20 protein-coding genes are annotated in these 23,412 nt (G+C 72.3%); 9 read left to right on the top strand and 11 right to left on the bottom strand.

Going from position 1 to position 23,412, the window contains the following annotated elements:
• Nucleotides 1-3 precede the first annotated feature (3 nt).
• Genes AB0C28_RS40040 through AB0C28_RS40055 form a run of 4 tightly spaced genes read left to right on the top strand, consistent with a single transcriptional unit; the run spans nucleotide 4 to nucleotide 4,268 of the window.
• On the top strand, nucleotides 4-1,503 hold the full coding sequence (locus AB0C28_RS40040) for an FAD-binding oxidoreductase (RefSeq protein ID WP_358080537.1): 1,500 nt from the start codon (nucleotides 4-6) through the stop codon (nucleotides 1,501-1,503).
• A complete protein-coding gene (locus AB0C28_RS40045; protein ID WP_357850204.1) occupies nucleotides 1,500-1,754 on the top strand; it encodes a hypothetical protein in 255 nt (84 codons plus the stop codon). Before AB0C28_RS40040 ends, AB0C28_RS40045 begins: the two co-directional genes overlap by 4 nt.
• Nucleotides 1,738-3,222, top strand: a complete 1,485-nt coding sequence (locus AB0C28_RS40050) for an amino acid permease (RefSeq protein WP_357850201.1) — start codon at nucleotides 1,738-1,740, stop codon at nucleotides 3,220-3,222. Before AB0C28_RS40045 ends, AB0C28_RS40050 begins: the two co-directional genes overlap by 17 nt.
• On the top strand, nucleotides 3,219-4,268 hold the full coding sequence (locus AB0C28_RS40055) for an LLM class flavin-dependent oxidoreductase (RefSeq protein ID WP_357850198.1): 1,050 nt from the start codon (nucleotides 3,219-3,221) through the stop codon (nucleotides 4,266-4,268). Before AB0C28_RS40050 ends, AB0C28_RS40055 begins: the two co-directional genes overlap by 4 nt.
• A 47-nt stretch (nucleotides 4,269-4,315) precedes the next feature.
• Here the strand turns inward: AB0C28_RS40055 and AB0C28_RS40060 are convergent, their stop codons facing one another.
• The 7 genes from AB0C28_RS40060 to AB0C28_RS40090 form a co-directional block, all read right to left on the bottom strand.
• Nucleotides 4,316-5,215, bottom strand: coding sequence for a M23 family metallopeptidase (locus AB0C28_RS40060; RefSeq protein ID WP_358080539.1), 900 nt, complete (start codon nucleotides 5,213-5,215; stop codon nucleotides 4,316-4,318).
• A gap of 206 nt (nucleotides 5,216-5,421) precedes the next feature.
• Nucleotides 5,422-5,892, bottom strand: coding sequence for a nitroreductase family deazaflavin-dependent oxidoreductase (locus AB0C28_RS40065; RefSeq protein WP_357850192.1), 471 nt, complete (start codon nucleotides 5,890-5,892; stop codon nucleotides 5,422-5,424).
• A 47-nt stretch (nucleotides 5,893-5,939) separates the two neighbouring features.
• Complete coding sequence (locus AB0C28_RS40070; RefSeq protein ID WP_357850189.1) at nucleotides 5,940-6,536, bottom strand: TetR family transcriptional regulator C-terminal domain-containing protein; 597 nt, start codon at nucleotides 6,534-6,536, stop codon at nucleotides 5,940-5,942.
• A 24-nt stretch (nucleotides 6,537-6,560) separates the two neighbouring features.
• Entirely contained in the window at nucleotides 6,561-7,217 is a 657-nt protein-coding gene (locus tag AB0C28_RS40075) for a hypothetical protein (protein ID WP_358080541.1), read from the bottom strand.
• Nucleotides 7,218-7,219: 2 nt separating this feature from the next.
• The gene (locus tag AB0C28_RS40080; protein WP_358080543.1) at nucleotides 7,220-10,042 is read right to left on the bottom strand and encodes a BTAD domain-containing putative transcriptional regulator; all 2,823 of its coding nucleotides are present in this window, start codon (nucleotides 10,040-10,042) and stop codon (nucleotides 7,220-7,222) included.
• Nucleotides 10,043-10,299: 257 nt separating this feature from the next.
• Nucleotides 10,300-11,355: a LacI family DNA-binding transcriptional regulator gene (locus AB0C28_RS40085; protein WP_357850181.1), complete on the bottom strand. Its 1,056-nt coding sequence runs from the start codon at nucleotides 11,353-11,355 to the stop codon at nucleotides 10,300-10,302.
• Nucleotides 11,356-11,412: 57 nt separating this feature from the next.
• Entirely contained in the window at nucleotides 11,413-12,777 is a 1,365-nt protein-coding gene (locus AB0C28_RS40090) for a DUF1996 domain-containing protein (RefSeq protein WP_358080545.1), read from the bottom strand.
• A gap of 263 nt (nucleotides 12,778-13,040) precedes the next feature.
• Between AB0C28_RS40090 and AB0C28_RS40095 the strand changes: the two genes are divergently transcribed.
• Nucleotides 13,041-16,031, top strand: coding sequence for a discoidin domain-containing protein (locus AB0C28_RS40095; protein WP_358080547.1), 2,991 nt, complete (start codon nucleotides 13,041-13,043; stop codon nucleotides 16,029-16,031).
• A 51-nt stretch (nucleotides 16,032-16,082) separates the two neighbouring features.
• On the opposite strand, the gene AB0C28_RS40100 is transcribed toward AB0C28_RS40095, so the two are convergent.
• The 3 genes from AB0C28_RS40100 to AB0C28_RS40110 all read right to left on the bottom strand — a co-directional run bounded on the left by AB0C28_RS40100 (nucleotide 16,083) and on the right by AB0C28_RS40110 (nucleotide 18,533).
• Nucleotides 16,083-16,616 carry a carboxymuconolactone decarboxylase family protein gene (locus AB0C28_RS40100; RefSeq protein ID WP_358080549.1) on the bottom strand — a complete coding sequence of 178 codons (534 nt, stop codon included), beginning with the start codon at nucleotides 16,614-16,616 and terminating at the stop codon, nucleotides 16,083-16,085.
• A gap of 98 nt (nucleotides 16,617-16,714) precedes the next feature.
• Entirely contained in the window at nucleotides 16,715-17,926 is a 1,212-nt protein-coding gene (locus tag AB0C28_RS40105) for a flavin-dependent oxidoreductase (RefSeq protein WP_358080551.1), read from the bottom strand.
• A 100-nt stretch (nucleotides 17,927-18,026) separates the two neighbouring features.
• Nucleotides 18,027-18,533 (bottom strand): DinB family protein, encoded by a 507-nt coding sequence (locus AB0C28_RS40110; protein ID WP_357850167.1) that lies wholly within the window; start codon nucleotides 18,531-18,533, stop codon nucleotides 18,027-18,029.
• A 286-nt stretch (nucleotides 18,534-18,819) separates the two neighbouring features.
• On the opposite strand from AB0C28_RS40110, the gene AB0C28_RS40115 reads away from it, so the two are divergent.
• The 4 genes from AB0C28_RS40115 to AB0C28_RS40130 are packed head-to-tail and all read left to right on the top strand — an operon-like array spanning nucleotide 18,820 to nucleotide 22,786.
• Complete coding sequence (locus AB0C28_RS40115; protein WP_358080553.1) at nucleotides 18,820-19,893, top strand: Gfo/Idh/MocA family oxidoreductase; 1,074 nt, start codon at nucleotides 18,820-18,822, stop codon at nucleotides 19,891-19,893.
• A 39-nt stretch (nucleotides 19,894-19,932) separates the two neighbouring features.
• Complete coding sequence (locus tag AB0C28_RS40120) at nucleotides 19,933-21,396, top strand: MFS transporter (protein ID WP_358080555.1); 1,464 nt, start codon at nucleotides 19,933-19,935, stop codon at nucleotides 21,394-21,396.
• Nucleotides 21,393-22,223 (top strand): ChbG/HpnK family deacetylase, encoded by an 831-nt coding sequence (locus AB0C28_RS40125; RefSeq protein ID WP_358080557.1) that lies wholly within the window; start codon nucleotides 21,393-21,395, stop codon nucleotides 22,221-22,223. Before AB0C28_RS40120 ends, AB0C28_RS40125 begins: the two co-directional genes overlap by 4 nt.
• A complete protein-coding gene (locus AB0C28_RS40130) occupies nucleotides 22,214-22,786 on the top strand; it encodes an NUDIX domain-containing protein (protein WP_357850155.1) in 573 nt (190 codons plus the stop codon). The genes AB0C28_RS40125 and AB0C28_RS40130 overlap by 10 nt, the downstream gene beginning before the upstream one ends.
• Here the strand turns inward: AB0C28_RS40130 and AB0C28_RS40135 are convergent.
• Nucleotides 22,685-23,398, bottom strand: a complete 714-nt coding sequence (locus AB0C28_RS40135) for a histidine phosphatase family protein (RefSeq protein ID WP_358080559.1) — start codon at nucleotides 23,396-23,398, stop codon at nucleotides 22,685-22,687. The two genes, AB0C28_RS40130 and AB0C28_RS40135, sit on opposite strands and share 102 nt — an antisense overlap.
• Between the last annotated feature and the right edge of the window lie 14 nt (nucleotides 23,399-23,412).

Genomic DNA, 23,412 nt, shown 5'->3' on the forward strand with positions numbered 1-23,412 from the left:
GTCATGACGGTGCTGATCGATGATCCCGTACTGGACGAACTGCGGCGGATCCTCGGCCCCGAGCACGTGCTGACCGGCAAGGCCGACCGGCTCAACCGGGCGCGCGTGCCCGCGCCGTTCCCCGTGCACCGGTGGGCCGAGCGCATGCCCGACCTGGTGGTGCTGCCGGCCTCCACCGAGGAGGTCGCGGAGGTGCTCAGGCTGGCCGACGCCCTGCGCATCCCGGTCGTGCCGCGCGACGGCGGCACGGGGCTGACCGACGGCGCGGTGCCGCTGCGCGGCGGCATCGTGGTGGACGTCAAGCGGATCAACCAGATCAAGGAGATCGATCTCGACAACCGCACCTGCACGGTCGGCACCGGCATCAACGCGCTCAAACTGAACGAGGTCCTGGCCCGCCACGGCCTGATCTATCCGGACGATCCGGCCTCCTACCCGTGCTCGCTCGTCGGCGGCCGGATCGGCACCAGCGGCTGGTCCCTGATCGGCTCCCGGTACGGCCACACCCGCGACCTGGTGCTCAGCTTCGACCACGTGCTGCCGGGCGGCCGGGTCATCCACGTCGGCGACGGCATCGGCCGGAAGATCACCAAGAGTTCCAGCGGCTACCAGCTCAAGCACCTGTTCATGGGCCATCAGGGCACGCTCGGCATCGCCACCGAGGCGACGCTGAAGCTGTTCCCGAAGCCGGAGGCGGAGTTCTCGCCGTTCTGGGCGTTCGAGGACTACGACAGCGCCTATCGCGCGGTCGGGGCGCTGGCGCGGGCGGGCGTGGCCACGTTCGCCGGCGCGGTGCTGTTCGACGAGTGGAAGGTCGACTACCTGCGGCGCGACGACGAGGCCTACATCCCCCAGCCGTCGTCGGTGAAGGCGCTGGTCTGCGCCGCGCTCTACGGCTACGAGGACGAGGTGCGGGCCGGCGGCCGGCGGCTGCTGCGCATCGCCCGCTCGCTCGGCGCCCGCTACCTGGGCGACGAGATCTCCGAGGGCGACTGGGCGGCCCGGCACGACCGGTACGCCACGCCGCTGCACGGTCGTACCCGGTCGGGACAGGTCGTGCCGATGAGCTGGCACTGCGAGGACGCCTCGATCAACTACACCCGTCTGCCCGCCGTCCGGCTGGCCTGGCACGAGATCGCCGAGCGGCTCAGGCGCGAGAGCGACGTGTTCGACGACTGGGGCATGTTCGCCTACACCAACGGCGCGACCGGCGCCGACTACCTCACCGAGATCGACATCGGCATCTGGGAGCAGCGGCTCGACGACACCGCCTGGGAGGCGTGGGTGCGGGCCAAGCGCGAACTCGCCGCCGTGACGCTGCGGCACGGGGGCTCGATCAGCGCCTGCCACGGCTCCTGCCGCGAGGGCGAGGTGGACCTGGTCCCGGCCGAGCTCGGCGGCGGGTACGACGTGATGCTCGCCGTCAAACGGGTCATCGACCCGAACAACATCATGAACCCCGGCAAGTACCTGCTCGACCAGGCTTATACGGAGAAGTCATGACTTATCGCCATCAGGAGGAGATGTCGCCTCCACCGGCCCGGCGCGTGACCGACGTGGCGATCACCCGCTTCGAGCATGTCTTCGAGGTCGAGCCCGCGCTCATGACCGAGCACGTGACCCAGCAGACCTTCCCCAACTGGGACACGCTGCGCCTGGTCCGCGCCCGGGCCGACCACCTGGCCTGGATGCACCGGCACTTCGCCGGCAAGGTGATCTCCGGCGAGGAGCTGCTCCATGACCTCGACGAATGACGTGCCGCCGAGCCGGGGCGACGACACCCGGCTGGCCGACCTCGGCTACACCTCGGAGTTCCGCAGGGACATGAGCCTGTGGGCCAACTTCTCGCTCGGGTTCACGTACCTGTCGCCCGTGGTCGGTGTCTACACCCTGTTCGCCTCGTCGCTGGCGGTCGGCGGGCCGCCGATGATCTGGAGCCTGGTCGTCGTGGGCGCCGGGCAGTTCCTGGTGGCGCTCGTCTTCGGCGAGATCGTCTCGCAGTATCCGCTGACCGGCGGCATCTACCCGTGGGCCAGGCGGCTGTGGGGGCGGCGCTGGGCCTGGATGACGGGCTGGGTGTACCTGGTCGCGCTGCTGGTGACGATCGCGAGCGTGGCGTACGGGGCGGGGCCGTACCTGTCGGCCTTCCTCGGGATCGGGGTGAGCACCGGCAACACGATCCTGTGCGCGCTGGTCATCCTGGGCGTGGCGCTGGCGATCAACCTGGGCGGGACCAGGGCCCTGGCGGTGGCGGCGATCATCGGCTTCGCCGCCGAGCTGGTCGGGGCGCTGGCGGTGGGCGGGTGGCTGCTGCTCACCGAGCGCCATCACGGGCTCGGGGTGCTGTTCGACTCGTTCGGCGCCGGGTCGGAGTCCGGATATTTCGTTGCGTTCCTGGCGGCCGGACTTATCGGGATTTTTCAGTACTACGGGTTCGAGGCGTGCGGTGACGTGGCCGAGGAGGTGCCCGACCCCACCCGGCGCATCCCCAAGGCCATGCGCATGACCATCTACGTGGGCGGCGCCGCCGCCACGTTCGTCTGCCTGGCGCTGCTGCTGGCCGTGCCCGACTTCGCCGCCGTCGTCTCCGGCGCCGACCCCGACCCCGTCACGAACGTGGTGACCGCCGCCTTCGGCCCGGTCGGGCTCAAGGTCGTGTTCGGCGTGGTGCTGCTGTCGTTCCTGTCGTGCGCGCTCAGTCTGCAGGCGGCGGCGAGCCGGCTGCTGTACTCCTACGCCCGCGACGACATGATCGCGGGCAGCCGCGTGTTCAGAAGGTTCTCCCGGGCCAGGCGCATCCCGCCGAACGCGCTGCTGGTCGCCGCCGTCGTTCCCGCCGTGGTCGTGCTGGGCTCGATCGTGTCGGAGGACGCCCTCATCAAGATCATCTCATTCGCGGTGCTCGGCATCTACCTGGGCTTCCAGATGGTGGTGCTGGCGGCGCTGCGGGCCAGGCTGCGCGGCTGGCGCCCGTCGGGCCCGTTCACGCTCGGCCGCGCGGGCCTGGCCGTCAACGTGGCCGCGCTGATCTACGGGGTGCTCGCCATCGTCAACATGGCCTGGCCGAGAACGCCCGGCGCCCCCTGGTACGACGACTACCTGGTCGCCCTGTCCGGGCTGGTGGTGATCGCCGCCGGGCTGGCCTACCTGCTGGCCGCCCGGCCGTACGACAAGGGCGGAGCCCCCTCGGGCGACGCCATCCCACAGGAGGTCCCCCAATGAAGTTCAGCTACGTGATGCTCCCCGACTACCCGCTGCGCGAGTCGCTGGCCTCCATCCGCCTGGCCGACGAACTCGGCTTCCACGCCTGCTACGCCGCCGACGAGACCTGGCACAAGGACCTGTGGCTGCTCTTCGCCGCCGCCGCCCAGCAGACGTCGCGCATCAGGTTCGGGCCCAGCGTCTCCTCGGTGGTGCTGCGCGAGCCGACGCTGATCGCCCAGGCGGCGGCCACGCTCGACGAGCTCAGCGACGGCCGCGCCGAGGTGGTCCTGTCCAGCGGCAACTTCGGGCTGCTCGCCCAGTACGGCATCGACTGGGCGGTCACCAAGCCGCTGTCGCGCGTCAAGGAGGCGGCGCACGTGGTCCGCACCCTGCTGGACGACGGCGCGATCACCTTCGACGGCGAGTTCTTCAAGTACAGCGGCCTGTTCACCTTCGCCCGGCCGGTCCAGGAACACGTGCCGGTCAAGCTCGGCGCGATGCGCGGGCCGCGTTCGTTCCGGGCGGCCGGCGAGCTCTCCGACGGCGTGCACCACGCGCTCAGCTACACCCGCGAAGCCTACGACTACCTGGTCGAGAACTTCCGGGCCGGCGCGGAGAAGGCGGGCAAGGACCCCTCGTCGATGGACATCGGCGCCTGGGTCGTCTTCGCCACCGGCCCCGACTCGGCCGTGGCCAAGGAGGCCGCCCGCAGCATGGTCGGCCTGTATGCCTCGTCCATGCCCGCCGAGCAGCTCGAACGCAACGGCGTCGACCCGGGCGCGATGAAGCCCATCGTGGACGCCCTCGGCGCCGGCGACCTGGCCAGGGCGGTCGAGCTGACCACGCCCGAGCTGGGGGAGCGGCTGTCCATCTCCGGAACGCCGGAGGAGTGCGTGGCCAAGATCAAGCGCGAGATCGAGCCGGCCGGCGTCAACCACATGATCCTCGCCGTCACGGACGCGACGCTGGTCAAGCAGTTCATGGGGCGGGAGCTGCCCGAGGTGGCGGACGTGGACACCCAGCTCAGGCTGATCCACGACCGGATCATGCCCGCCTTCACCTGACCGGCGGCGAGCCCCCGCACCGGTGGTGGGGGGCGGGGGCTCGGTCGTCAGGAACCGCAGTGCTCGAAGGGGCTGGTGTAGGAGTCGCTGCCGATGGAGCCGCCCCACTTGACGCACGTCCCGGGCGCGGACCGCGTCACCGGCCCGGCGTAGTAGCCGAAGCTGCCCGAGTTCGTCGTCCTGCTGGAACCCTCGGGCTCCAGGAAGGCCGACATCGACGACGGCGTCCCGACGTTCGTCGTCTTCAGCGTGGTGACGCAGTTGTTGCCGTTGCCGGAGTTGTAGAGCAGGTACACCCGCCCGCCGGTGAGGGCGGCCGAGTCGATGGTCGCGTAACCGCTGCCGCAGACCTCTTCGGGCGTGTACGGGTTGCCGCCGCAGGCGTTGGTGCTGGTCACGGCCTTCTTCTGGCCCAGGGACACGGTCACGCCCTCGACCGTGGGGCTGGTGTCGACGGCTCCGCCGGAGGTGCGCTGCTCGTAGTGCAGGTGAGGCGCGTTGGAGCCGCCCGTGGAGCCGACCGTGCCGATCTGGGTGCCCTGGCCGACGCTCATCGAGCCGCCGGCCGCCCGCACCATGGTCGCCAGGTGGGCGTACCGGGTCCTGGTGCCGTCACTGTGACGGACCTCGACCCACTTGCCGTAGCTCGTGCTGCCCGCGTCGTTGAAGTACGCGGTGCCCGCGGCGGTTGCGCGCACGGGCTCGCCGTTGATGGCGTCGCTCCCGTACGTCTGCCAGTCGATGGAGCCCTCGGGGTTGTGCGCCGGAGTGTCGATCCAGTTGTTGGCGTAGAACGTCTTGCCGCAGTTGAACGGGCTCTTGTGCGAGGCCATCACCCGCGCGGAGGCGGAGGCGGAGGATGACGAGGCGGCAGGGGCGGCGGAGGCGGCCTGGGGGGACAGCGCCGCCGCCAGGGCGATCGAGAGGGCGAGGATCGTGGGCTTCATGGCCGTCATTCGTGCCGGCCGTGCGGGCATAGGCATGCTCACCTCTGGAGGGGGGTGGAGGTCGGGCGCCCGGGCGGATGATCGTGAAGATATCCCCGAAACTTCTTTTCATCAATGCCTGTCGCTTGAAAGTTTCCGGCTCCTTGCCGGGTGGCAGTGAATCGTTCATCGGGAAGGCCGTTCCCCGGCGCGCCGGTGATCGCTGATCAGGCCGGGGTGAAGCGGACGAAGGGGATGCGCCGCCCCACTTCGCGGTAGTCGGCCTCGCTGCCGTCCACGGCGAAGCCCATGATCCGGCAGAGCCGGCGGGCGGCGACCGGATGGCGGGGCGCGTACCGGGCCATGAGCTCCGCGCCGTCGTCGGCGGAGAGTGGCGCCGCGGCAGCCTTGAGCGTCCTGCCGCCCACCTGGAGGACGACCTCGGGGGCGGTCATGACATTGCGGTACCAGTCCGCCCGCTCCCCGAAGCCGGAGGCGGCGACGTAGCCGAGCTCGTCGTGCTGGACGACCTCGATGACGGCCTGGCGGGGCAGCCCCGAGACGCGGCCGGTGTGGGTGAGCAGCATGACGCGCTCGCCCAGCAGCCGCCCCAGGCCCAGGCGGTAGAGCACGATGGGCAGGCGCCAGAGCCTGCGGCGCAGCCCGGTCGGCGGCGCGGGCCGGTTGACGATCTCCATGGTGGTCGGCCTTTCTCGTGAGGGGTGTCGCCATGGGGGAGGGGTCTTCAGGGGCCGTCGTCCCCCAGCAGGTCTTCCGCCGCGGCCAGCGCCTGGTCCATGGGCAGGTCCGCGTCGACCATGTGGTGCAGCATCAGCCCGTCGATCGCGGCGACGATCAGGGTGGCCGCGCCCTCCCGCCGGGCGGCCGGCCAGCCGGGATGCAGCAGGCCGAGCCGGTCGGCCACCTGGGCGCGCACCCGGCGCAGCTCGTCGCGGAGCACCGCGCCGAGCGCGGGGTCGCGGGTGGCTCCCACGATCAGCTCCGCGGCCAGGCGGGTCGTCCGCTCGTCGCCGCTCGCGTGGGGCAGCGTGCCGCGCATCGTGCGCAGCGCCGCCCGTTCGTCCGTGACGCCGAGCAACTCGGTGAGCAGCGGGCTGATGACCAGGTCGGTGGCCCGGCGGAAGATAGCGGCGTGCAGCCCGGCCAGCCCGCCGAAGTGGTAGTGGATCAGGCCCGGGTTGGTGCCGGCCTGCTCGGCCACGGCGCGCGTGGTGACTCCCGGCCATCCGTCCTGGCCCAGCAGTGCGACGCCGGTCTCCACCAGCTGCTCGCGACGGCGGTCGCCCCGCGACGAAGTTGGCCGATCGGCCAAGTTGGTCATACGACCAAGTTATCGCGGAACGCCCTATCGCTCCAGCCCGAACGTCACGGCGACCCGCCGGACGAGGTCGTCCTCGGCGTCCCCGACGTCGACCTCGATCCCGTGCAGCCCCAGGCGCCGGACCTGCCCGGCGAGCCGCTCGGTGAACAGCGCGTCGCGTTCGAGCACGTTCCGCAGCGCCCGCCGCGGATCGCCGGTCCTGGCCAGGAAGGCCCAGTCCGGTCCGCCGCGGCCGTCGAACACCGCCCGGCGGAAGGAAGGCGTCGGCAGCAGCCACACCGCCTGGTCCACGTCGGCGAGCAGCGGCCGGACCAGGTCCGGGAGCAGCCGGAAGCCCTCGGCGACCACCGGGCGATCGGCGGGCAGAGCCAGGAGGTCCTCGACGATCAGCTCGAAGCCTTCGCCGCGATACCAGTGGAAGGTGTCCAGCATCTCGCGCGGGCTCCTGCTCACCCAGCGCTCGTCCATGTCCATGGCGGTGAACCGGCCCAGGCAGGGAGCCCGGTCCGCGGGCAGGCGGCGGGCATGATCGGGCATGACCGCGTCGGTGTCGTACAGGCGCATGCCGTGGCGGCCGGCGAGGCGGCGGGCGACGGTGGACTTGCCGGCTCCGCTGCCGCCGCCGATCCAATGGACGTGGCGCAGCCGTTGCCTCAACTCATCAGCCGGTTCATCGTGCATGGTCAGAGCTGGTTCCTGATCGGCCCGGGGGTGTCCGGGAACGGCTGGGCGAGGTATCCCGCCACCTCGGCGGGGGTGAGCAGGTGCGCCTCGCGCAGGATCTCCAGCGACTCCTGCCAGGACCGCCTGGCCTCCTCGTGCCGCCCGAGGTCGTACAGCGTGTGGCCGAGCCACCAGCAGGACACCGCTGCGCCCATCAGGTGCCCGGCCGTGCGCTGGAGCTCGATCGCCTGCCGGTACCTCTCGACGGCATCGTGCGCCATCCCGCAGGCCCGGTAGGCGTCGGCCAGGGAGTCGTTGGCGATGCCGAGGTCGCCGGTGTCGCCCGACTCCTCCGTCAGCGCCAGGGTGTGCCGCGCCTCGCTCACCGCTTCCTCGTGTCTCCCCTGACGGTAGAAGACATGCACCCGGTTGTTGCGCACGTAGGACTCGTGGGCCCTGCGCCGCGTCCGTTCGGTGATGGCGAGGGCCTGGTCCAGCGCGGCGTGCGCGTCGTCGTAGCGGCCCATCAAGGTGTAGGTGACGCCGAGGTCGTTGAGGATGCCCGCCTTCCTGTCCGGCAGCCCCGCCCGGTCCCAGCAGGCCAGGCCCTCCTCCAGGTAGGTCGCGCCCGTCAGGAAGCGCCCGAGCTGCTGATGGACGCCGCCGAGCCCCTGCAGCAGGTACGCGCGGGCGGTCCAGTCCTCCTGTTTCCCGGCCAGCCGCAGCGCCGCCTCGGTCACCTCGATGAGCTCGGGGAACCAGCCCCGGCGCTCGAACAGCCACGTGATGGCGTTCGCGAGGCCCGCCGTCGAAGGGTCGGCGTCGCGCGCCGCCTGCCGTGCCGCCGCGAGGAGGTTGTCCCGCTCGCGGTGCACCCAGTCGTTGGCGTCCGCCAGGGAGGTGAGCTCCTCCCCTGCCCGCGCGGTGGGGAACAGGTTACCGGCCACGCCGTCGCCGAAGAGGAGCCCGCACGCCCGCTGCGCGGTGGCCAGGTAGTGGTCCAGCACGCGCCCGGCCGCGCCGGCCCGGTCCTCGCCGGAGACCTTCTGCTCACGGGCGTACAGCCGGACGAGGTCGTGGATCCGGTAACGGCCGGATCCGGCGGGTTCGAGCAGGCGGGCGTCTGTCAGGTGCTCCAGGGCGGTCTCGGCGCGGTGCTCGGTCCAGTCCGTCAGCGCGGCGGTGGTGGCCAAGGTGTGCGTGGGCAGGTCCACCAGCCCCAGCAGGGCCAGCAGCCGCGCCGCGTCCTGCCTTCCCGGTTCCTCGCGCAGTTGCTCGTGGCTGACCGCGAGACTGGCGCGTACGGCCAGGTCGGCGTACTCCAGCAGGTCGAGCCGCCGGGTGGCGTCGGCCAGCCGGACCGCGAGATCGGCCGGCGACCAGTCGGGACGGGCCGCCAGGCGGGCTCCCATGACGCGCAGCGCGAGCGGGAAACCGCCGCAGAGCCGGGCGATCTCCACCGCCGCCTCCGGCTCGGCCTGTACCCGGCCGGCGCCGGCGACCCGGGCGAGCAGCGCGACGGCTTCGGCGTCGTCGAGCCGGTCGAGCCGCAGGTGCCGGGCGTTGTCCAGGGTGACCAGCGGATCGCGGCTGGTGACCAGGACGCGGCAGCCCGGCCCCGCGGGCAGCAGCGAGCGGACCTGGCGGGCGTCGCGGGCGTTGTCGAGGATCACCAGCAGGTGGCCCGCCGCGGTGAGCGAGCGGTAACGGGCGGCGGCCTCCTCGGCGTCCACGGGGACGGCGGTGCCGTCCAGGCCCAGGGAGCGCAGCAGGTGGCCGAGGGCTTCGACGGGCGTCAAGGGGGTGAGCCCGGCGGTGGATCCGTGCAGGTCGACGTAGATGACGCCGTCGGTGAAACGTCCGGCGACGGAGTGGGCGACGTGGACGGCGAGCGCGGACTTGCCGATGCCACCCGGCCCGCTGATCACGCTGACCGTGCTCCCACTCGTCGAGCCGGTCTCGGGGGTGCCGGTCAGGTCGGCTTCGAGTTGTTCGATCTCGGCCGTTCGCGCCGTGAACGCCTGGGTGCCGGCGGGCAGCTCGGCGGGGGCGGCGGGCCGGCCGGGCGTGCTCCGCCGTTCCGGCGGCAGGTCGAGTTCGGGGTCCTTGACGAGTACGGCCTGCTGGAGCCGTCGTATTTCGGTGCCGGGTTCGATGCCCAGCTCCTCGACCATGGTCCGGCGCAGGCGCTGGTAGACCTCAAGGGCCTCGGGCGCCCGGTCGTCGCGGTACAGGGCGAGCATGAGCTGGGCGGCCGGTCGTTCCCGCAGCGGATGCTTGCTGACGTACGCGGCGAGCTCACCGGTCAGGGCGCGGTGGTCGCCGGCGGACAGACGCAGCTCGGCGTGGTCCTCCAGGACGGACAGCCGCTCCGCCTCCAGCCGGTCGGCCTCGATCCGCGCCCAGGTCGCGTCCACCTCGCCCAGCGCCGGGCCCCGCCACAGCGCGAGCGCCCCGCGGAACAGCCCGTCCGCGCTCGTGAAGCCGCCTTCGGCGCAGGCGGCCCTGGCCCGCCTGGCCAGGCCGGTGAAGGCGTGCGCGTCCACGTGTTCCGGCTCGATCGCCAGCCGGTAGCCGCCGGGCACGGTCTCGATGAGCTCAGCGCCGCCGTGGGCGGCGAACGCCTCGCGGAGCTTCGAGATCACGATGTGCACCTGCTTGCCCGCGGTCGCGGCGGAGCTGCTCTCCCACACGTCGGACAGCAGCCGCTCGGCCGGTACGGACCGCCCCGCGGCCAGCGCGAGCCGGGCCAGCACCCCCACCCGTCGCGCCCCGGCGATGTGCACCGGTTCGCCGTCCGCCTCGACCTCCCAGGGCCCGAGGCACCTGATCTCCAGTCTCAAGGGAGCGCTCCCGTCGTCAAGGAAGATCGCCAAGTCTAGCGATCCGCCCTCCGCCCGGTGCCCGGTCTCACGGATCCCCGGTGCGGCTCCGGTGCGAGCGGTCCGCCGTTCCGGAGAACGCGGCGGCGAGCACGCACGACGGGACGCCGGCCGCCGGGGAGACCGGGTGGCTCAAGCGGGCGGGCCAGACGGGCGGTCCGGACGGGCGACTCAGGCCGATGGATCAACGGGGACGCCGGCTGTCCGGGAAGGGTGGTTCAGGCGGAGTCGCGGACGACGAGGACGGGGTCGAAGATCTTCGAGGTGGCCGGCCGTCCCGGCTGCTCGATGTGGGTCAGCAACATCCGGGCCATCTCCCCGGCCATGTCCTCCACCGGATGGCGGACCGTGGTGAGCGGCGGCCGGCACGCGGTCGCCGCGCTGCTGTCGTCGAAGCCGACCACGGCCACGTCCTCCGGCACCCTGCGGCCGTGGTGGCGCAGCGCGACCAGCGCCCCCTGGGCCATCAGGTCGTTGGCCACGAACACGCCGTCGAGGCCGGGATGCTCGTCCAGCAGGCGCTCCATGGCCGCCTCGCCGCTGTGATGGGTGAAGCCGCCCTCGGCGTGGGGCACGTAGGCGTGGCCGTGGGCGGCCATCGCGTCCAGGAAGCCGGTCAGCCGGGACTGCCCGGCCGGCACGTCGAGCGGGCCGGAGATCGTCGCGACGCGGTGGCGGCCACGCGAGACGAGGTGGTCGGCGGCGAGCTTGGCCCCGGCCCGATGGTCGACGTCCACGTAGCTGATCGGGATCGGCTCGGCCGGCCTGGCGAACAGCACGGCCGGCACCCGCGCCTCGACGAGCAGCCGGGGGAGCGGGTCGGCCGCGTGGGTGGAGACCAGCAGCGCCCCGTCGGCGTTGCCGTGGCGCAGATGGGTGAGGACCTGGGCGTGGATCTCGGCGCTCTCGGCGAACATCAGGATCGGGTGGATGCCCCGGGGCCGCAGGAAGCCGACGATGCCGCCGACGACGCGGCCGAAGAACGGGTCGGCGAAGACCTGGCCGGGAAAGGGGGCGTCGGCGCCCTCGCCGCCCGCCCCCGAGACGACGAGCGCGATGGCGCCGGTGCGGCGGGTGACGAGGGAACGGGCGGCGTGGTTGGGCACGTAGCCGGTGGTGGCGATGGCCCGCCTGACGGTCTCCTGGATCGCCGGGTCGACGTTGCGGATGCCGTTGATCACCCGGGAGACCGTGGACCGCGAGACTCCCGCCGCGCGGGCCACGTCTTCCAGAGTGATGGACGAGCCTGATGACGGCGAGGGATCTTGCCTCATCAGCCCTTTATAGCACAGCGGTCGGAGAGCGCTCTCCAGGCTCTCCAGGGGCTCCTCTCATGGCCGGGGGAGCTGGAAGTCCTCGGTGAGCGCGGCGCCGCGATGCGGTTTGTACAGGTCGTAGCCGCGCGGGTTGCACTGGAGACCGCCGTTGATGCAGTGGGTCACCAGCGCGTCGAGGATCGCCGGGTCGTCCCAGGCGTTGAAGAAGTCGTAGTGCCAGGTGTAGCCGCGCCCGCTGGACAGGCGGGCCTGGGACAGGTCGCCGTCCGCCGGGAAGGCGATCTTGAACTCCAGCATCGGCACCGCCACCGGATGCCCGGCCGGGCAGTAGCCGCCGACGGGGTAGGCCATGTGGCTCTTGTGGTCCGCGCTGTCCAGGTTGACCCCGTCCCAGCAGCTCGGCGCCTGGTAGCGGACGTTGACCTGGGTGCCGGGCGCGCAGGAGCGGGGGATGTCCCAGCTGCGCGACAGGTCGCCGCACTCGAAGCCCTCCACGGCGCCGGGCGCGTCGCGGAACTCCTCCAGGCTCGCGTACGGGCTGCCGACGACGAAGCGCAGGCCCTGCGGGAACGGCTGCACCCGCCAGTACTCCAGAATGCCCGACTTGTAGTAGATGACCTGGTCACCGGTCGGCTGGATCAGCTGGTCGCCCTTGTAGAAGCTCGGGAACCAGTACGCCGACCGGTCGTGCGGGTTGGTGCACGAGGTGCCGCCGCCGAGCAGCGAGGCGGCCGTGCTGCCCGCGTGGGTAGTCCGGTTGCCGACGAACGTGTGCATGTGCGAGGCGCCGGGCAGGCCGGGGTAGACGATGGGGTCGTCGGGCCGGTTCGCCGTCCACGAGCAGTTGGCCTGGAACTCGTGGTGGGTGACCTCGTCGGTGTACGTCGGGCTGGGCCTCGGCGTGGTGGGCGAGCCGCCGCTGCCGTAGACCTGCATCTCCCAGAGGGAGTAGCCGTAGCCGGTGGCTCGGGTGGTGCCGTAGAGGCGGATGTGGCGGCCGGTGGCGGTGAGGTCGATGGTCTGGGTGCCGCCGGTGCCGTTGGTGGTGGTGTGGGCGTCGGTCCAGGAGCTGCCGTCGTTCGAGGTCTGGATCTTGAACGCGGTGGCGTACGCGCTCTCCCAGGTCAGCACGACACGGCTGATGGTGGCGGGAGCGCCGAGATCGACCCGCAGCCACTGCGGATCGGCGGCGGCGCTCGACCAGCGCGTGGTGGTGCTGCCGTCGAAGGCGGCGCCGGCGCTGTAACCCGTGCCCTCGACGGAGGAGGCGGTCGCCGGCCGCCCCTGCGAGAGCAGGCCGTCGGCGGCGACGGCGGGCACCATCGTGGTCAGGCCGGCCGCGACCAGCGCGATGGCCGCGGCGAGTGCGACGCACATCGCTCTCAGGGGAAGCTTGGCGGGGCTGCGGGAAGGGGGCATGGTCTCTCCTCCAACGGGTCGGAACGACACACGTAGGAGAGCGCTCTCCAAAAGAGTGACCGCTGCGGTGACCGGTTGTCAAGCGGGGAGGAGTCGCAAGCGCCGCGACCTGCCGCGTTTCCGGTGGATGAGCAGGGTGTTTCGCCTCGGTGAAGAAATGGGTCTTGACTCGGCGGCCGGGCGGGAGGACTCTCCGATACGGAGAGCGCTCTCCCACCTGAGCCGTGCCCACGGCCCGGCACCCCCCGTCGGTAGGAGAGGTCGTGCATCCAACTCGCAGTCCGGGCCCGCGCCGGTTGACGGTGGTCGCCGTCGCGCTGGCGGGCCTGATCGTGTCCCTGCTGGGCTTCCCCGCTCCCGCGGCGGCCGACAGCCTGCTGTCCCAGGGCCGTCCGGCGACCGCCTCCTCGGAGGAAGGGGCCGCCTACAGCGCGGCGGCCGCCTTCGATGGGGACCTGACCGGCACCCGGTGGTCCAGCTCGTTCAGCGATCCGCAGTGGCTGCGGATCGATCTCGGCACCTCCGCGAGCATCAGCCGCGTCGTCCTCACCTGGGAGGCCGCGTACGCCACCGCGTTCAGGATCCAGACCTCGAACGACGGCAACAGCTGGACCGACGCCCACACCACCACCAACGGCGCCGGCGGCACCCAGACCATCGACCTCACCGCCACCGGCCGCCACGTCCGCCTCTACGGCACCGCCCGAGCCACCGGCTACGGCTACTCCCTCTGGGAGATGCAGGTCTACGGCAGCACGGGAACGGACCCGGGCCCGGATCCGGGCACGTGGAGCGAGGTGTGGCGGGACGACTTCACCGGTCCGGCGGGCAGCTCGCCGTCGGCCGCGAACTGGATCCCGCGCACCGGCACCTCCTACCCCGGCGGCCCGGCGAACTGGGGCACCGGCGAGGTCGAGACCATGACCGACTCGACGGCCAACGTGCACCTCGGCGACGGCCGGCTGACCATCAAGGCGATCAGGGACGGCGCCGGCCGCTGGACCTCCGGCCGGATCGAGACCCAGCGGGCCGACTTCGAGCCGCGGCCGGGCGAGCTGCTGAAGTTCAGCGCCATGATCAAGCAGCCGGACGTCGCGAACGGGCTCGGCTACTGGCCCGGCTTCCGCGCGACCGGCGCAGCCTTCCGCGGTAACCACACGAACTGGCCGGGCATCGGCGAGACCGACATCATGACCGCGGTCAACGGCCGCGACCAGCTCGCCAACACCCTGCACTGCGGCACCGCCCCCGAGGGGGTGTGCAACGAGTACAACGGCCGCACCAGCGGCTTCGCCAGTTGCGCGGGCTGCCGTACCGGCTACCACGAGTACACGCAGATCATCGACAGGACGAAGACCGACGAGGAGATCCGCTTCTACCTCGACGGCCGGCAGACGTGGGTCGTACGCGAGAGCCAGGTCGGCGTGGCCGCCTGGAAGGCCGCCGTGCACCACGGCTTCTACCTCCGCCTCGACCTGGCCATCGGCGGCTCGCTGCCGAACGCTCTGGCCGGCCTCACCACGCCCACCGCCGCCACCACCTCAGGCGGCGAGCTCGGCGTGGACTGGGTCGCGGTCTCCCGGCAGGCCGGCTCCGTCCCCGCCGAGCTGACCGACCCGCCCGTCCCCGCAGGGCCGAGCGTCGTGCGGGTGACCGGCTCCCAGGGCGACTGGCGGCTGACCGTGAACGGCTCGCCGTACCTGATCAAGGGGGTGACCTACGGGCCGCCGCAGGCCGCCGCCGACGGCTACATGCGCGACCTGAAGGCCATGGGCGTCAACACGATCCGCACCTGGGGCGTGGACGACACGCACACCCCGGCGCTGCTGGACACTGCGGCCAGGCACGGCATCAAGGTCATTGTCGGGCACTGGCTGAACCAGGGCGCCGACTACGTCAACGACACCGCGTACAAGACGAGCGTGAAGAACGAGATCGTGGCCCGCGTGAACGCGCTGAAGAACCGTCAGGGCGTGCTGATGTGGGACGTCGGCAACGAGGTGATCCTCACCATGCAGGACCACGGCCTGCCTGCCGACGTGGTCGAGCAGCGGCGGGCCGCGTACGCGAGGTTCGTGGACGAGGTGGCCGAGGCGATCCACGCCGCCGACCCCAACCACCCGGTCACCTCGACCGACGCCTACACCCACGCCTGGACCTACTACAAGGCGCACGCCCCGGCGCTCGACCTGCTGGCGGTCAACTCCTACGGCGCCATCGGCACCGTCAGGCAGGACTGGATCGCCGGCGGGCACACCCGGCCGTACATCGTCACCGAGGCGGGACCCGACGGCGAGTGGGAGGTCCCGAACGACGTCAACGGCGTGCCCGACGAGCCGGGCGACCTGGAGAAGCGGGACATGTACCTGGCGAGCTGGAACGCCGTCACCGGCCACGCCGGCGTCGCGCTCGGCGCCACCGAGTTCCACTACGGCCTGGAGAACGACTTCGGCGGCGTCTGGCTCAACACCACCACCGGCGGCTGGCGCCGCCACGGCTACCACGCGCTCAAGCGCGCCTACACCGGCCAGGCCACCGGCAACACGCCGCCCGCGATCACCTCGATGACGGTCGGCTCGCAGACCGCCGTGCAGGCGGGCAAGGAGTTTACCGTCGAGGTCGCCGCGTCCGACCCGGACGGCGACCTGATCCGCTACAACGTCATGGTCGGCGACAAGCACATCACCGGCAACCGCGGCCTGACCCAGGCGCGCTTCACCGAGACGGGCCCCGGCCGGTTCGCGGTGACGGCGCCGGAGCGGATGGGCGTGTGGAAGGTGTACGTCTACGCCTACGACGGCCACGGCAACGCCGGCATCGAGCAGCGCTCGTTCCGCGTGGTGCCGCCGGTCATCGCGGGCACCGACCTGGCCGGGGGCAGGCCGACCACCGCCTCGACCTATCAGGCGAACGGCGACGGCGGCCCGTTCACCCCCGACCGGGCCACCGACGGCAGCTTCACCACCCGCTGGGCCAGCGAGTGGGCCGATCCGCAGTGGATCCAGGTCGACCTGGGGCGGACGGCCGCGATCAGGCACGTCCAGCTCGGCTGGGAGGACGCCTACGGCGCGGCGTACGAGGTGCAGACGTCGGCCGACGGGGCCGGCTGGACGACCGTGCACAGCACGGCGAGCGGGGACGGCGGCTTCGACGAGATCGCGCTGAACACCTCCGCCCGCTACGTCCGGCTGAACCTCACCCGGCGCGGCACCGCGTACGGCTACTCGCTGTGGCACTTCGGCGTCTACGGCTGACACGCCCGGTGCGGCGTCCCGGACGCAGCCAGGGACGCCGCACCGGCACGTTTATCCGGCGGCCGCGATCGGTGGCGCGCCGCTGCCCTCCAGCCGGGTGGTGATCGCGATCCGGTTGTGCGTGTTGATCACCGTTGCGGCCCAGATCAGCGCCGCCAGCTGGGTCTCGTCGAAGAGGCCGGCCGCCTCGGCGTACACCGCGTTCGGCACCTGACCGGCGAAGACCAGCGTGATCGCCTCCGTCAGCGACAACGCGGCCCGCTCCCTGGGACTGAGCACCTTGCTGTTGCGCCAGGCCCGCACGTCGCTGATGCGCTGCTCACTCTGACCCATGGCCCGCGCGTCCCGGAGATGCCGGGCCAGCGAGAGGGAGCAACCGTTGATCTGCGACGCGCGGATCCTGACCAGCTGCAGCAACTCCGGCTCGATGCCGGCGGCCCGCGCCGCGGCCAGGGCGGCCTCGTGCAGGGCGCGCATCGCACTGGAGACGTCCGGGGTCACGTCCTTGATCGCGATCCGCGTGACAGTGGCATCAGACAGGGAGGCATCAGACAGGGAGGCATCAGACAGGGAGGCATCAGACATGGCGGGGCTCTCTTCTCGCTCGTTGAAAGGCGCCTGCGTTACGGCTGGGGATACGCGGCGCCCACCTCCGAGGTTCGATCGCCGAGGGCCGCCGGAGCTCAGGGGAGCGACTGGGGGCGCACCGTCCAGCTGCGGCGGGCGTTGAGCGTGGCGGGCTCGAATCCGGCCAGCCGCTTGTAGCGCAGGGCGATCTCCTCGCGCTCGGCCAGCGGCAGCACCTGCTCGACGTCGGTGAAGCCGCCGGGGGCGCGTTCGTGGGCCAGCCGCAGGATGACCTCGGGCCCGTCCTGGCGGTTGGCCAGCACGATGCCGCCGGTGACCGGCCGCCGCTGCTCCTCGTAGAACTCCAGGCTCAGGCCGTGGGCCAGCGCGTACGCCAGGACGCGGGCGTCGATGACGGCCTGGGTGCCGCCGTTGGAGCCGGTCGGGTACATCGGGTGCGCCGCGTCGCCCATCAGCGTCACCCGCTCCGCCGACCAGCGGGGTAACGGGTCACGGTCGACGAGCGGGTATTGGAACACCTGCTCCGCGCCCTCTATGAGCGCGTGGATGTCCAGCTCGTCGCAGTGCCAGCCGCGCACGTGGGGCAGGACGTGCTCCACTTCGACGGGCTGGTTCCAGTCGCCCGTGGGCACGCCCTCGACGCGCGCCCGGTGCTGGATCGCCCAGTTGATCAGCTGGGTGCCGTCGTCGCCGGGCGGCGCGACGGGGTAGATGACCAGCTTCTGCGTGCTGTCGCCGATCATCAGCATGGAGCCGCCGGTCAGGAACGGCTTGGCGTACGTGGTGCCGCGCCACAGCACGTCGCCGCCCGGCAGCGGCTCGCCCTCGCCGGGGAACAGGGCCCGCCTGACGCTGGAACGGATGCCGTCGGCGCCGACGAGCAGGTCGGCGTCGTGGTCGAGGCCGGTGACGGGGGAGCCGAGGACGACCGACTCAGGCCCCAGACGCTCGCGTACGGCCTCCAGCAGCATCAGCTGCAGCCGGCCGCGGTGGATCGAGTATTGAGGCCACCGGTAGCCCGCGTGCAGCCCGCGCGGCTCGGACCAGATCCGCTGCCCGCGGTGGGTGAGGAAGGTCAGGTCGGCGGTCGCCACGCCGATCGCGGCCAGGCGCTCGCCCAGGCCGAGCTCGATGAGCTCGCGCACGGCGTGGGGGAGGAGGTTGATGCCGACCCCGAGCGGGTGCAGCTCCGCCACCGTCTCGCGCACGGTCACGTCCGTGATGCCGGCCGCGTGCAGGCTCAGGGCCGCAGTCAGCCCGGCGATGCCGGCTCCTGCGATGATCACGCGCGGGGGTCGCGTCGTCATGAGAGTCCTCCGGTGGCGCTCTCCTGCTCCGGGCCGTCGCACTCGGCGGTTCGCGGATCATCCGCCGTATTCACATGGTCGTCTTTTTCGCCCGGTATTGCTACGAGACGGCGGGCCGGTCCCAGATGCGCCCGGTGTCCCAGGCGTACTCCCAGGCCTGGATGTCGGGCGGCTGGATGCCGAGGCCGGTCAGGATGGCGCAGACCTGCTCGCGGTGGTGGTTGGCGTGGTTGACGGCCTGGGCCAGGAAGATGCCGGTGCGGGTCTCGCGCGTGCCCTCGTCGATGACGAGCACGGCCTCGACGTCGATCGGCCGGGCCAGCACCTCTTCCCACAGCCGCGCGGCCTCCGACGCCCGTTTCAGCAGCTCGTCCAGGCCGGCCTCGGCCTCGTCGTCCACCCAGGAGATCTCGGTCCCGGCCAGGCGCCGTACGTAGCTCCCGTCGCACTCGACGATGTGCTGCAGGGTCGAGCGGATGCCGCCGAACGTGCCGACCCCGCGCACCTCCAGCTGCTCCGCCGAGAGCCGCTGATCCCGGCAGAACTCGATGAGCCGTCCGGTGGCCCAGGTGTTGTGGCGGATCGTGTCGAGCAGGACCGCGTTCATGGGTTCCCCTTTCGCAGCGTCCGATCTTGATGCTGAGCGGACCACCCGTGCGGGCGCAACGTATTTAACGCCCGCGGGGCGTCCTCCGACCCGATGGCCCTCCCCGTACGCCGACGTGAGGGGGAGCTCACCGTCGAGTTCAAGCCGCTGGGCAGAAGGTCTGGAACGAGGTGCGGAAGTTCCGCAAGGCCCTCTAGCTCCCGTCCTGATCTCCGGCGAAGTACGCTGTTGCCGGTTTCGTCCCACGCGGAACCGTTCCAGCGTCTCCCGGGGAGGTCCGGCTTCGATGACCACGACGTTCGGTGTGATCGGCAGCGGGCGGCGGACCCGGTTCTTCCTGCGGCTGGCGAAGGCGATGCCGGACCGGCTGCGGGTCGCCGGCGTCGTCACCCGCAGCACCGACCGGGGCGCCGCGATCACCGCGGAGTGGGGCGTACCGGCCTTCGGCTCGATCGACGAGCTGCTCGGCCACGAGCGGCCCGGCTACCTCGCCGCCGCGGTGACCTGGGACGCGATGCCGGGCGCCGTCCGCGAGGTGGCCGCGCGCGGGCTGCCCGTGCTCGCCGAGACGCCACCCGCGCCCGACCTGGCCGGGCTGCGCTCGCTCTGGGCCGACGTCGGCGGCACCGGGCTGGTGCAGGTGGCCGAGCAGTACCTGCTGATGCCCGGGCACGCGGCCCGGCTGGCGATCGTCCGCGACGGCGTGATCGGCGAGCCGACCTCGGTCCAGGTCTCCTCGACGCACCTCTACCACGCGGTGTCGATGATCCGCGGCCTGCTCGGCGTCGGGTTCGAGCCCGCCGAGGTCCGCGCGGGCGTGTTCGAGGCGCCCCTCGCCGACCCGCTCGGCCCCGGCGGCTGGCGCGGCGACGCCACGCCCCGCCCGGCGACCACCACCATCGCCACGATCGGCTTCGGCGGCCGGATGGGCCTGTACGACTTCACCGACAACCAGTGGTGGAACCCGCTGCTGTCGCGGCGCATCGTCGTGCGCGGCTCGACCGGCGAACTGGCCGACGACCGGGTGATCCGGCTGGCCGACCCGCTCACGCCGGTGGAGTCACGGCTGCTCCGCCGCGACACCGGCGTGGACCTCGACCTGGAGGCGCGCGACCTGCGGCACATCAGCTTCGACGGGCGGGTGGTCTATCGCAACCCGTTCGCCGGTGCGGGCCTGTCGGACGACGACATCGCGGTCGCGGACCTGCTCGAACGCATGGGCGCCTGGGCGCGGCAGGAGGGGCCGGCGCCGTACCCGCTGGCCGAGGCGTGCCAGGACCACCTCATCGGGCTCGCCATCGGGGAGTCGGCCAAGAGCGGCGGCCCGGTCACCACGGGCACGGAGCCCTGGGCGAGCTGACGCCCCCGCCGGCCGGCTCAGGGAGAAGGAAGTGATCGCGTGTCCGAACCCCGTACCACCCCCGCCTGGCGCTACGCCATCGGGATGCTGGGCACCTCCATCCCGATCAACCTGATCAAAGGATCGATGATCCTTTACTACGTCGACATCCTCGGGCTCGACGTACGCGCCTACGGCGTGGTCATGGTGATCTACGCGGTCATCGACGCGGTCGACAACCCCCTGCTCGGCCACCTGTCCGACCGCACCCGCAGCCGCTTCGGCCGGCGCCGCCCGTGGCTGCTCGTCGGCGCGCCGATGCTGGTGGCCTGCATGATCGCGTTCTTCTCCGCGCCGTCCTCGCTGCGGGGCATGGGGCTCGTGCTGTGGTTCGCGGTGTTCGCGATCCTGTGCGAGGCTTTCGACTCGATGATCAACGCCAACTACGGCGCGCTGCTGCCCGAGCTCTACCCGCGCGAGCGCGACCGCGCGGTCGCCAACGGCCTGCGCCAGGGCTTCCAGCTGGTGGCGCTCGTGCTCTCGCTGGCGGTCACCCCGCTGCTCACGACGAGCGTGTTCGGCACCGAGGAGTCCACCGAGGGTTTCCGCACCACGGCGATCATCTACGGCGCGATCGCGCTCGTCGTGATCGCGTTCATGGCGCTCAGCGCGCGCGAGCGGCCCCGCTACTCCACGCGCGAGCGGCCGCGGCTGCTGCCGAGCCTGTGGTCCATCGTGCGCAACCCGATGTTCTGGTCGGTCGGGCTCATCGGCGCCTGCTACGGCATCGCCATGGCGCTGGTGCTGTCGGGCATCCAGCTGTACGTCCGCTACTCGCTCGGGCTCCCCGTGGTGAACGCCCTCTATCTCCAGGGCATCGTCATCCTGGTCACCGCGGGCGGGCTCGTCCTGTGGACCCGCCTGGTGGCCCGCCGTGGCGCGCTGTGGGCCTGGCGGATCGCCTTCGCGGTCCTCGCGGCCGGCTTCGCCGCTCTGTTCTTCGCCACCGGCCTGGTCACCGCGATCGCCGCGGGGATGCTCGTCGGCGCCGGGTGGTCGGGCATGCTGGCGACGAACGACCTGATCGTGGCCCGGGTCCTGGACGCGGACGCGGCCCGCAACGGGGAGCACCGCGAAGGGCTCTTCCTGTCGGCGTTCGGCTTCTTCGGGCGGCTCAACGGGATCGTGACCGGGCTCGCGCTCACCTCGCTGGGCGTGTTCCTCGGTTACAACTCGGGCGACGATCCCGGCGCCGATCCCGGGCTCGCGTTCCGGGTGTACCTGTGCGTGTATCCGTTCGTGCTGACGACGATCGGCGCGGTCGCGGCGCGGCTGGTCTCGGTCCCGATCGAGACGCCGCCCGAGGCGACAGACCCGGCCCCGCCGGCGGGGCCGGGTCCTGCGGACGACTCGGGCGCTGCGGACGGTCCGGGCCTTTCGGACGGCTCGGGCCTCGCGGACGGCCCGGTCGCGGGCTCGGGGGAGGAACCCGTGGACGGACCGGCCGTGGAGCGTCCCCGATGAGCCGCCGCGTTGTGATCACCGCCGACGACCTCGCCCGCGAGCAGGGGACGACCGAGGTCATCGCCGCGCTGCTGGCCGAGGGACACGTCTCCGCGACGACGCTCATCTGCGTCTCGCCGGTCGCGGAGGCGGCCGCGAAGCAGGTCAGGGAGCTCGGCGTGCTGCCGCGGCTGCACGTGACGCTCACCAGCGAACGCGGCGTCCCGCGCTGGCAGCCGCTGGCCGGCCCGGGCAGCCTCGCCGATCAGGACGGAACGCTCAGCGCAGACCCGATGGTCCTCGGCGCCCGCGGCGAGGCTCCCGACGTCATCGGGGAGGCGCAGGCGCAGCTGCGCTGGATGCGCGAGCGCGACCTCGCGCCCGTGGCGGCCGACTCCCACGCCGGCACCCTCTACGGCCTGCACGGCAGGTCGTGGCTGGCCGAGACGCTCGACTGGTGCGCGGCCCACGGCCTGGCCTTCCGGCTGCCCCGCGACCCCGAGCCGTACTTCGGCGGGCCGCTCCCGCCGCCGCTCGCGGCGGCCCACCGGCGCGCCGTGGCCCACGCCGACGCGCTGGGCGTGGCCATCCCCCAGACGATCGCCACCAACCGCCGCACGGCCGCAGAGCTGGGCACGTACGAGACACTCAGGGACGACTACCTCCGCCGGCTCGCGGCCCTGCCCGAGGGCACCAGCGAGCTGTTCCTGCACCCGTCCCGCGAGGACGCGGTCGAGGGGCCGGACGGCGTCGTACGCTCATGGGAGGCGCGGCTGCTGCGTGATCCGGTGTGGCACGCCGCCATCGAGAGCGAGGGCGTCGAGGTGGTCGAGGGCTGGTGGGACTGACGGTCCGCGCCCGGCCGGGCAGGCGGCTGCTCGCCCGGGTCTGGCTCCGGCTCGGCGCGCGGGTGCGGTGGCGGCTGCTCTACCTGTCCCAGGCCACGTTCATGGTCGGGGTGACGGGCGTCGTACGCGACCGCGACGGCAACGTCCTGCTGCTGCGCCACCGCTTCTGGAACGAGCGGCGGCCGTGGGGACTGCCGACGGGCGGGGCGAAGCGCGGGGAGACGTTCGAGCAGACGGTCGCCCGCGAGGTGCGCGAGGAGACCGGGCTTGAGGTGACCGTGGGCGAGCTGGTGCAGCTCAGGAGCGGGTTCCAGCTGCGGGTGGACGTGGCGTACGAGGCCCGCTACGCCGGCGGCGGCACCCTGCGGCTCAACCCGACGGAGATCCTGGAGGCCCGCTGGTGCGCCCCCGGCGACCTGCCAGAAGGGCTGCTGGAGTCGCACCGCCTCCTGATCGAGGCGTCAGGTGGGCGGCGCGGCCGTGGTGGAGAAGGTGGGGCCGAGGTGCGCGGTGTCGTTGAAGCGGCGCAGGATCCACCGGGCCTCGGTCAGCACCAGATGTGACACCGAGCCGTTGTCCGCGCCCAGGAACGCGAACGGCCGCGACCCCGTGGCCGCCGCCAGCGCCTCGGCGATCACACCGCCGTGGGTGACGACCACGATCCGCTGGTCGGGGTGGGCGGCGGCCAGCCTGCCGAGCGCCTCGCGCACGCGATCGGAGAAGTCCGCGGCGGATTCGGCGCCCGGGATCACGTCCCAGCGCTCCTCGGCCGCCATGCGGTCCGCGGTCGGATGCCCCTCCGCGACCATGCGCCGGAACAGGCCGCCCTCCCACTCGCCGAGGTACACCTCGCGCAGCTCCGGCTCCACCACCGGCGTCAGGCCGAGCCGGGCGGCCAGCGGCGCGGCCGTCTGGGACGTGCGCCGCAGCGAGCTCACGTAGATCGCGTCGACGCGCTCGGCGGCCAGCCGCTCGGCCACCCGCCGCGCGTGCTCGTGGCCCTCGGGCGCGAGCCCCGGATCGTCCTGGCCGTCCACCAGAGAGAACGGCTGGTCGGGGCGGGCGGGCTCGGACTCGCCGTGCCGGACGAGGAGGACCTCGGTCGCTCCTGGCGGGGTAAGGAACCGGCCCTGCCGGTATTCGACCGGCTTCGTGCTCTCAGCTGCCACAAACACCGGACGATACTCGA

This window comes from Nonomuraea sp. NPDC048892, assembly GCF_040649735.1.
Classification (GTDB): Bacteria; Actinomycetota; Actinomycetes; order Streptosporangiales; family Streptosporangiaceae; genus Nonomuraea; species Nonomuraea maheshkhaliensis.

Excerpts from the sequence above, each read along its gene's own strand:
- AB0C28_RS40040 (WP_358080537.1), top strand. The coding sequence starts at position 4 with ATGACGGTGCTGATCGATGATCCCGTACTGGACGAACTGCGGCGGATC.
- AB0C28_RS40045 (WP_357850204.1), top strand. The coding sequence starts at position 1,500 with ATGACTTATCGCCATCAGGAGGAGATGTCGCCTCCACCGGCCCGGCGC.
- AB0C28_RS40050 (WP_357850201.1), top strand. The coding sequence starts at position 1,738 with ATGACCTCGACGAATGACGTGCCGCCGAGCCGGGGCGACGACACCCGG.
- AB0C28_RS40055 (WP_357850198.1), top strand. The coding sequence starts at position 3,219 with ATGAAGTTCAGCTACGTGATGCTCCCCGACTACCCGCTGCGCGAGTCG.
- AB0C28_RS40060 (WP_358080539.1), bottom strand. The coding sequence starts at position 5,215 with ATGAAGCCCACGATCCTCGCCCTCTCGATCGCCCTGGCGGCGGCGCTG.
- AB0C28_RS40065 (WP_357850192.1), bottom strand. The coding sequence starts at position 5,892 with ATGGAGATCGTCAACCGGCCCGCGCCGCCGACCGGGCTGCGCCGCAGG.
- AB0C28_RS40070 (WP_357850189.1), bottom strand. The coding sequence starts at position 6,536 with ATGACCAACTTGGCCGATCGGCCAACTTCGTCGCGGGGCGACCGCCGT.
- AB0C28_RS40075 (WP_358080541.1), bottom strand. The coding sequence starts at position 7,217 with ATGCACGATGAACCGGCTGATGAGTTGAGGCAACGGCTGCGCCACGTC.
- AB0C28_RS40085 (WP_357850181.1), bottom strand. The coding sequence starts at position 11,355 with ATGAGGCAAGATCCCTCGCCGTCATCAGGCTCGTCCATCACTCTGGAA.
- AB0C28_RS40090 (WP_358080545.1), bottom strand. The coding sequence starts at position 12,777 with ATGCCCCCTTCCCGCAGCCCCGCCAAGCTTCCCCTGAGAGCGATGTGC.
- AB0C28_RS40100 (WP_358080549.1), bottom strand. The coding sequence starts at position 16,616 with ATGTCTGATGCCTCCCTGTCTGATGCCTCCCTGTCTGATGCCTCCCTG.
- AB0C28_RS40105 (WP_358080551.1), bottom strand. The coding sequence starts at position 17,926 with ATGACGACGCGACCCCCGCGCGTGATCATCGCAGGAGCCGGCATCGCC.
- AB0C28_RS40110 (WP_357850167.1), bottom strand. The coding sequence starts at position 18,533 with ATGAACGCGGTCCTGCTCGACACGATCCGCCACAACACCTGGGCCACC.
- AB0C28_RS40115 (WP_358080553.1), top strand. The coding sequence starts at position 18,820 with ATGACCACGACGTTCGGTGTGATCGGCAGCGGGCGGCGGACCCGGTTC.
- AB0C28_RS40125 (WP_358080557.1), top strand. The coding sequence starts at position 21,393 with ATGAGCCGCCGCGTTGTGATCACCGCCGACGACCTCGCCCGCGAGCAG.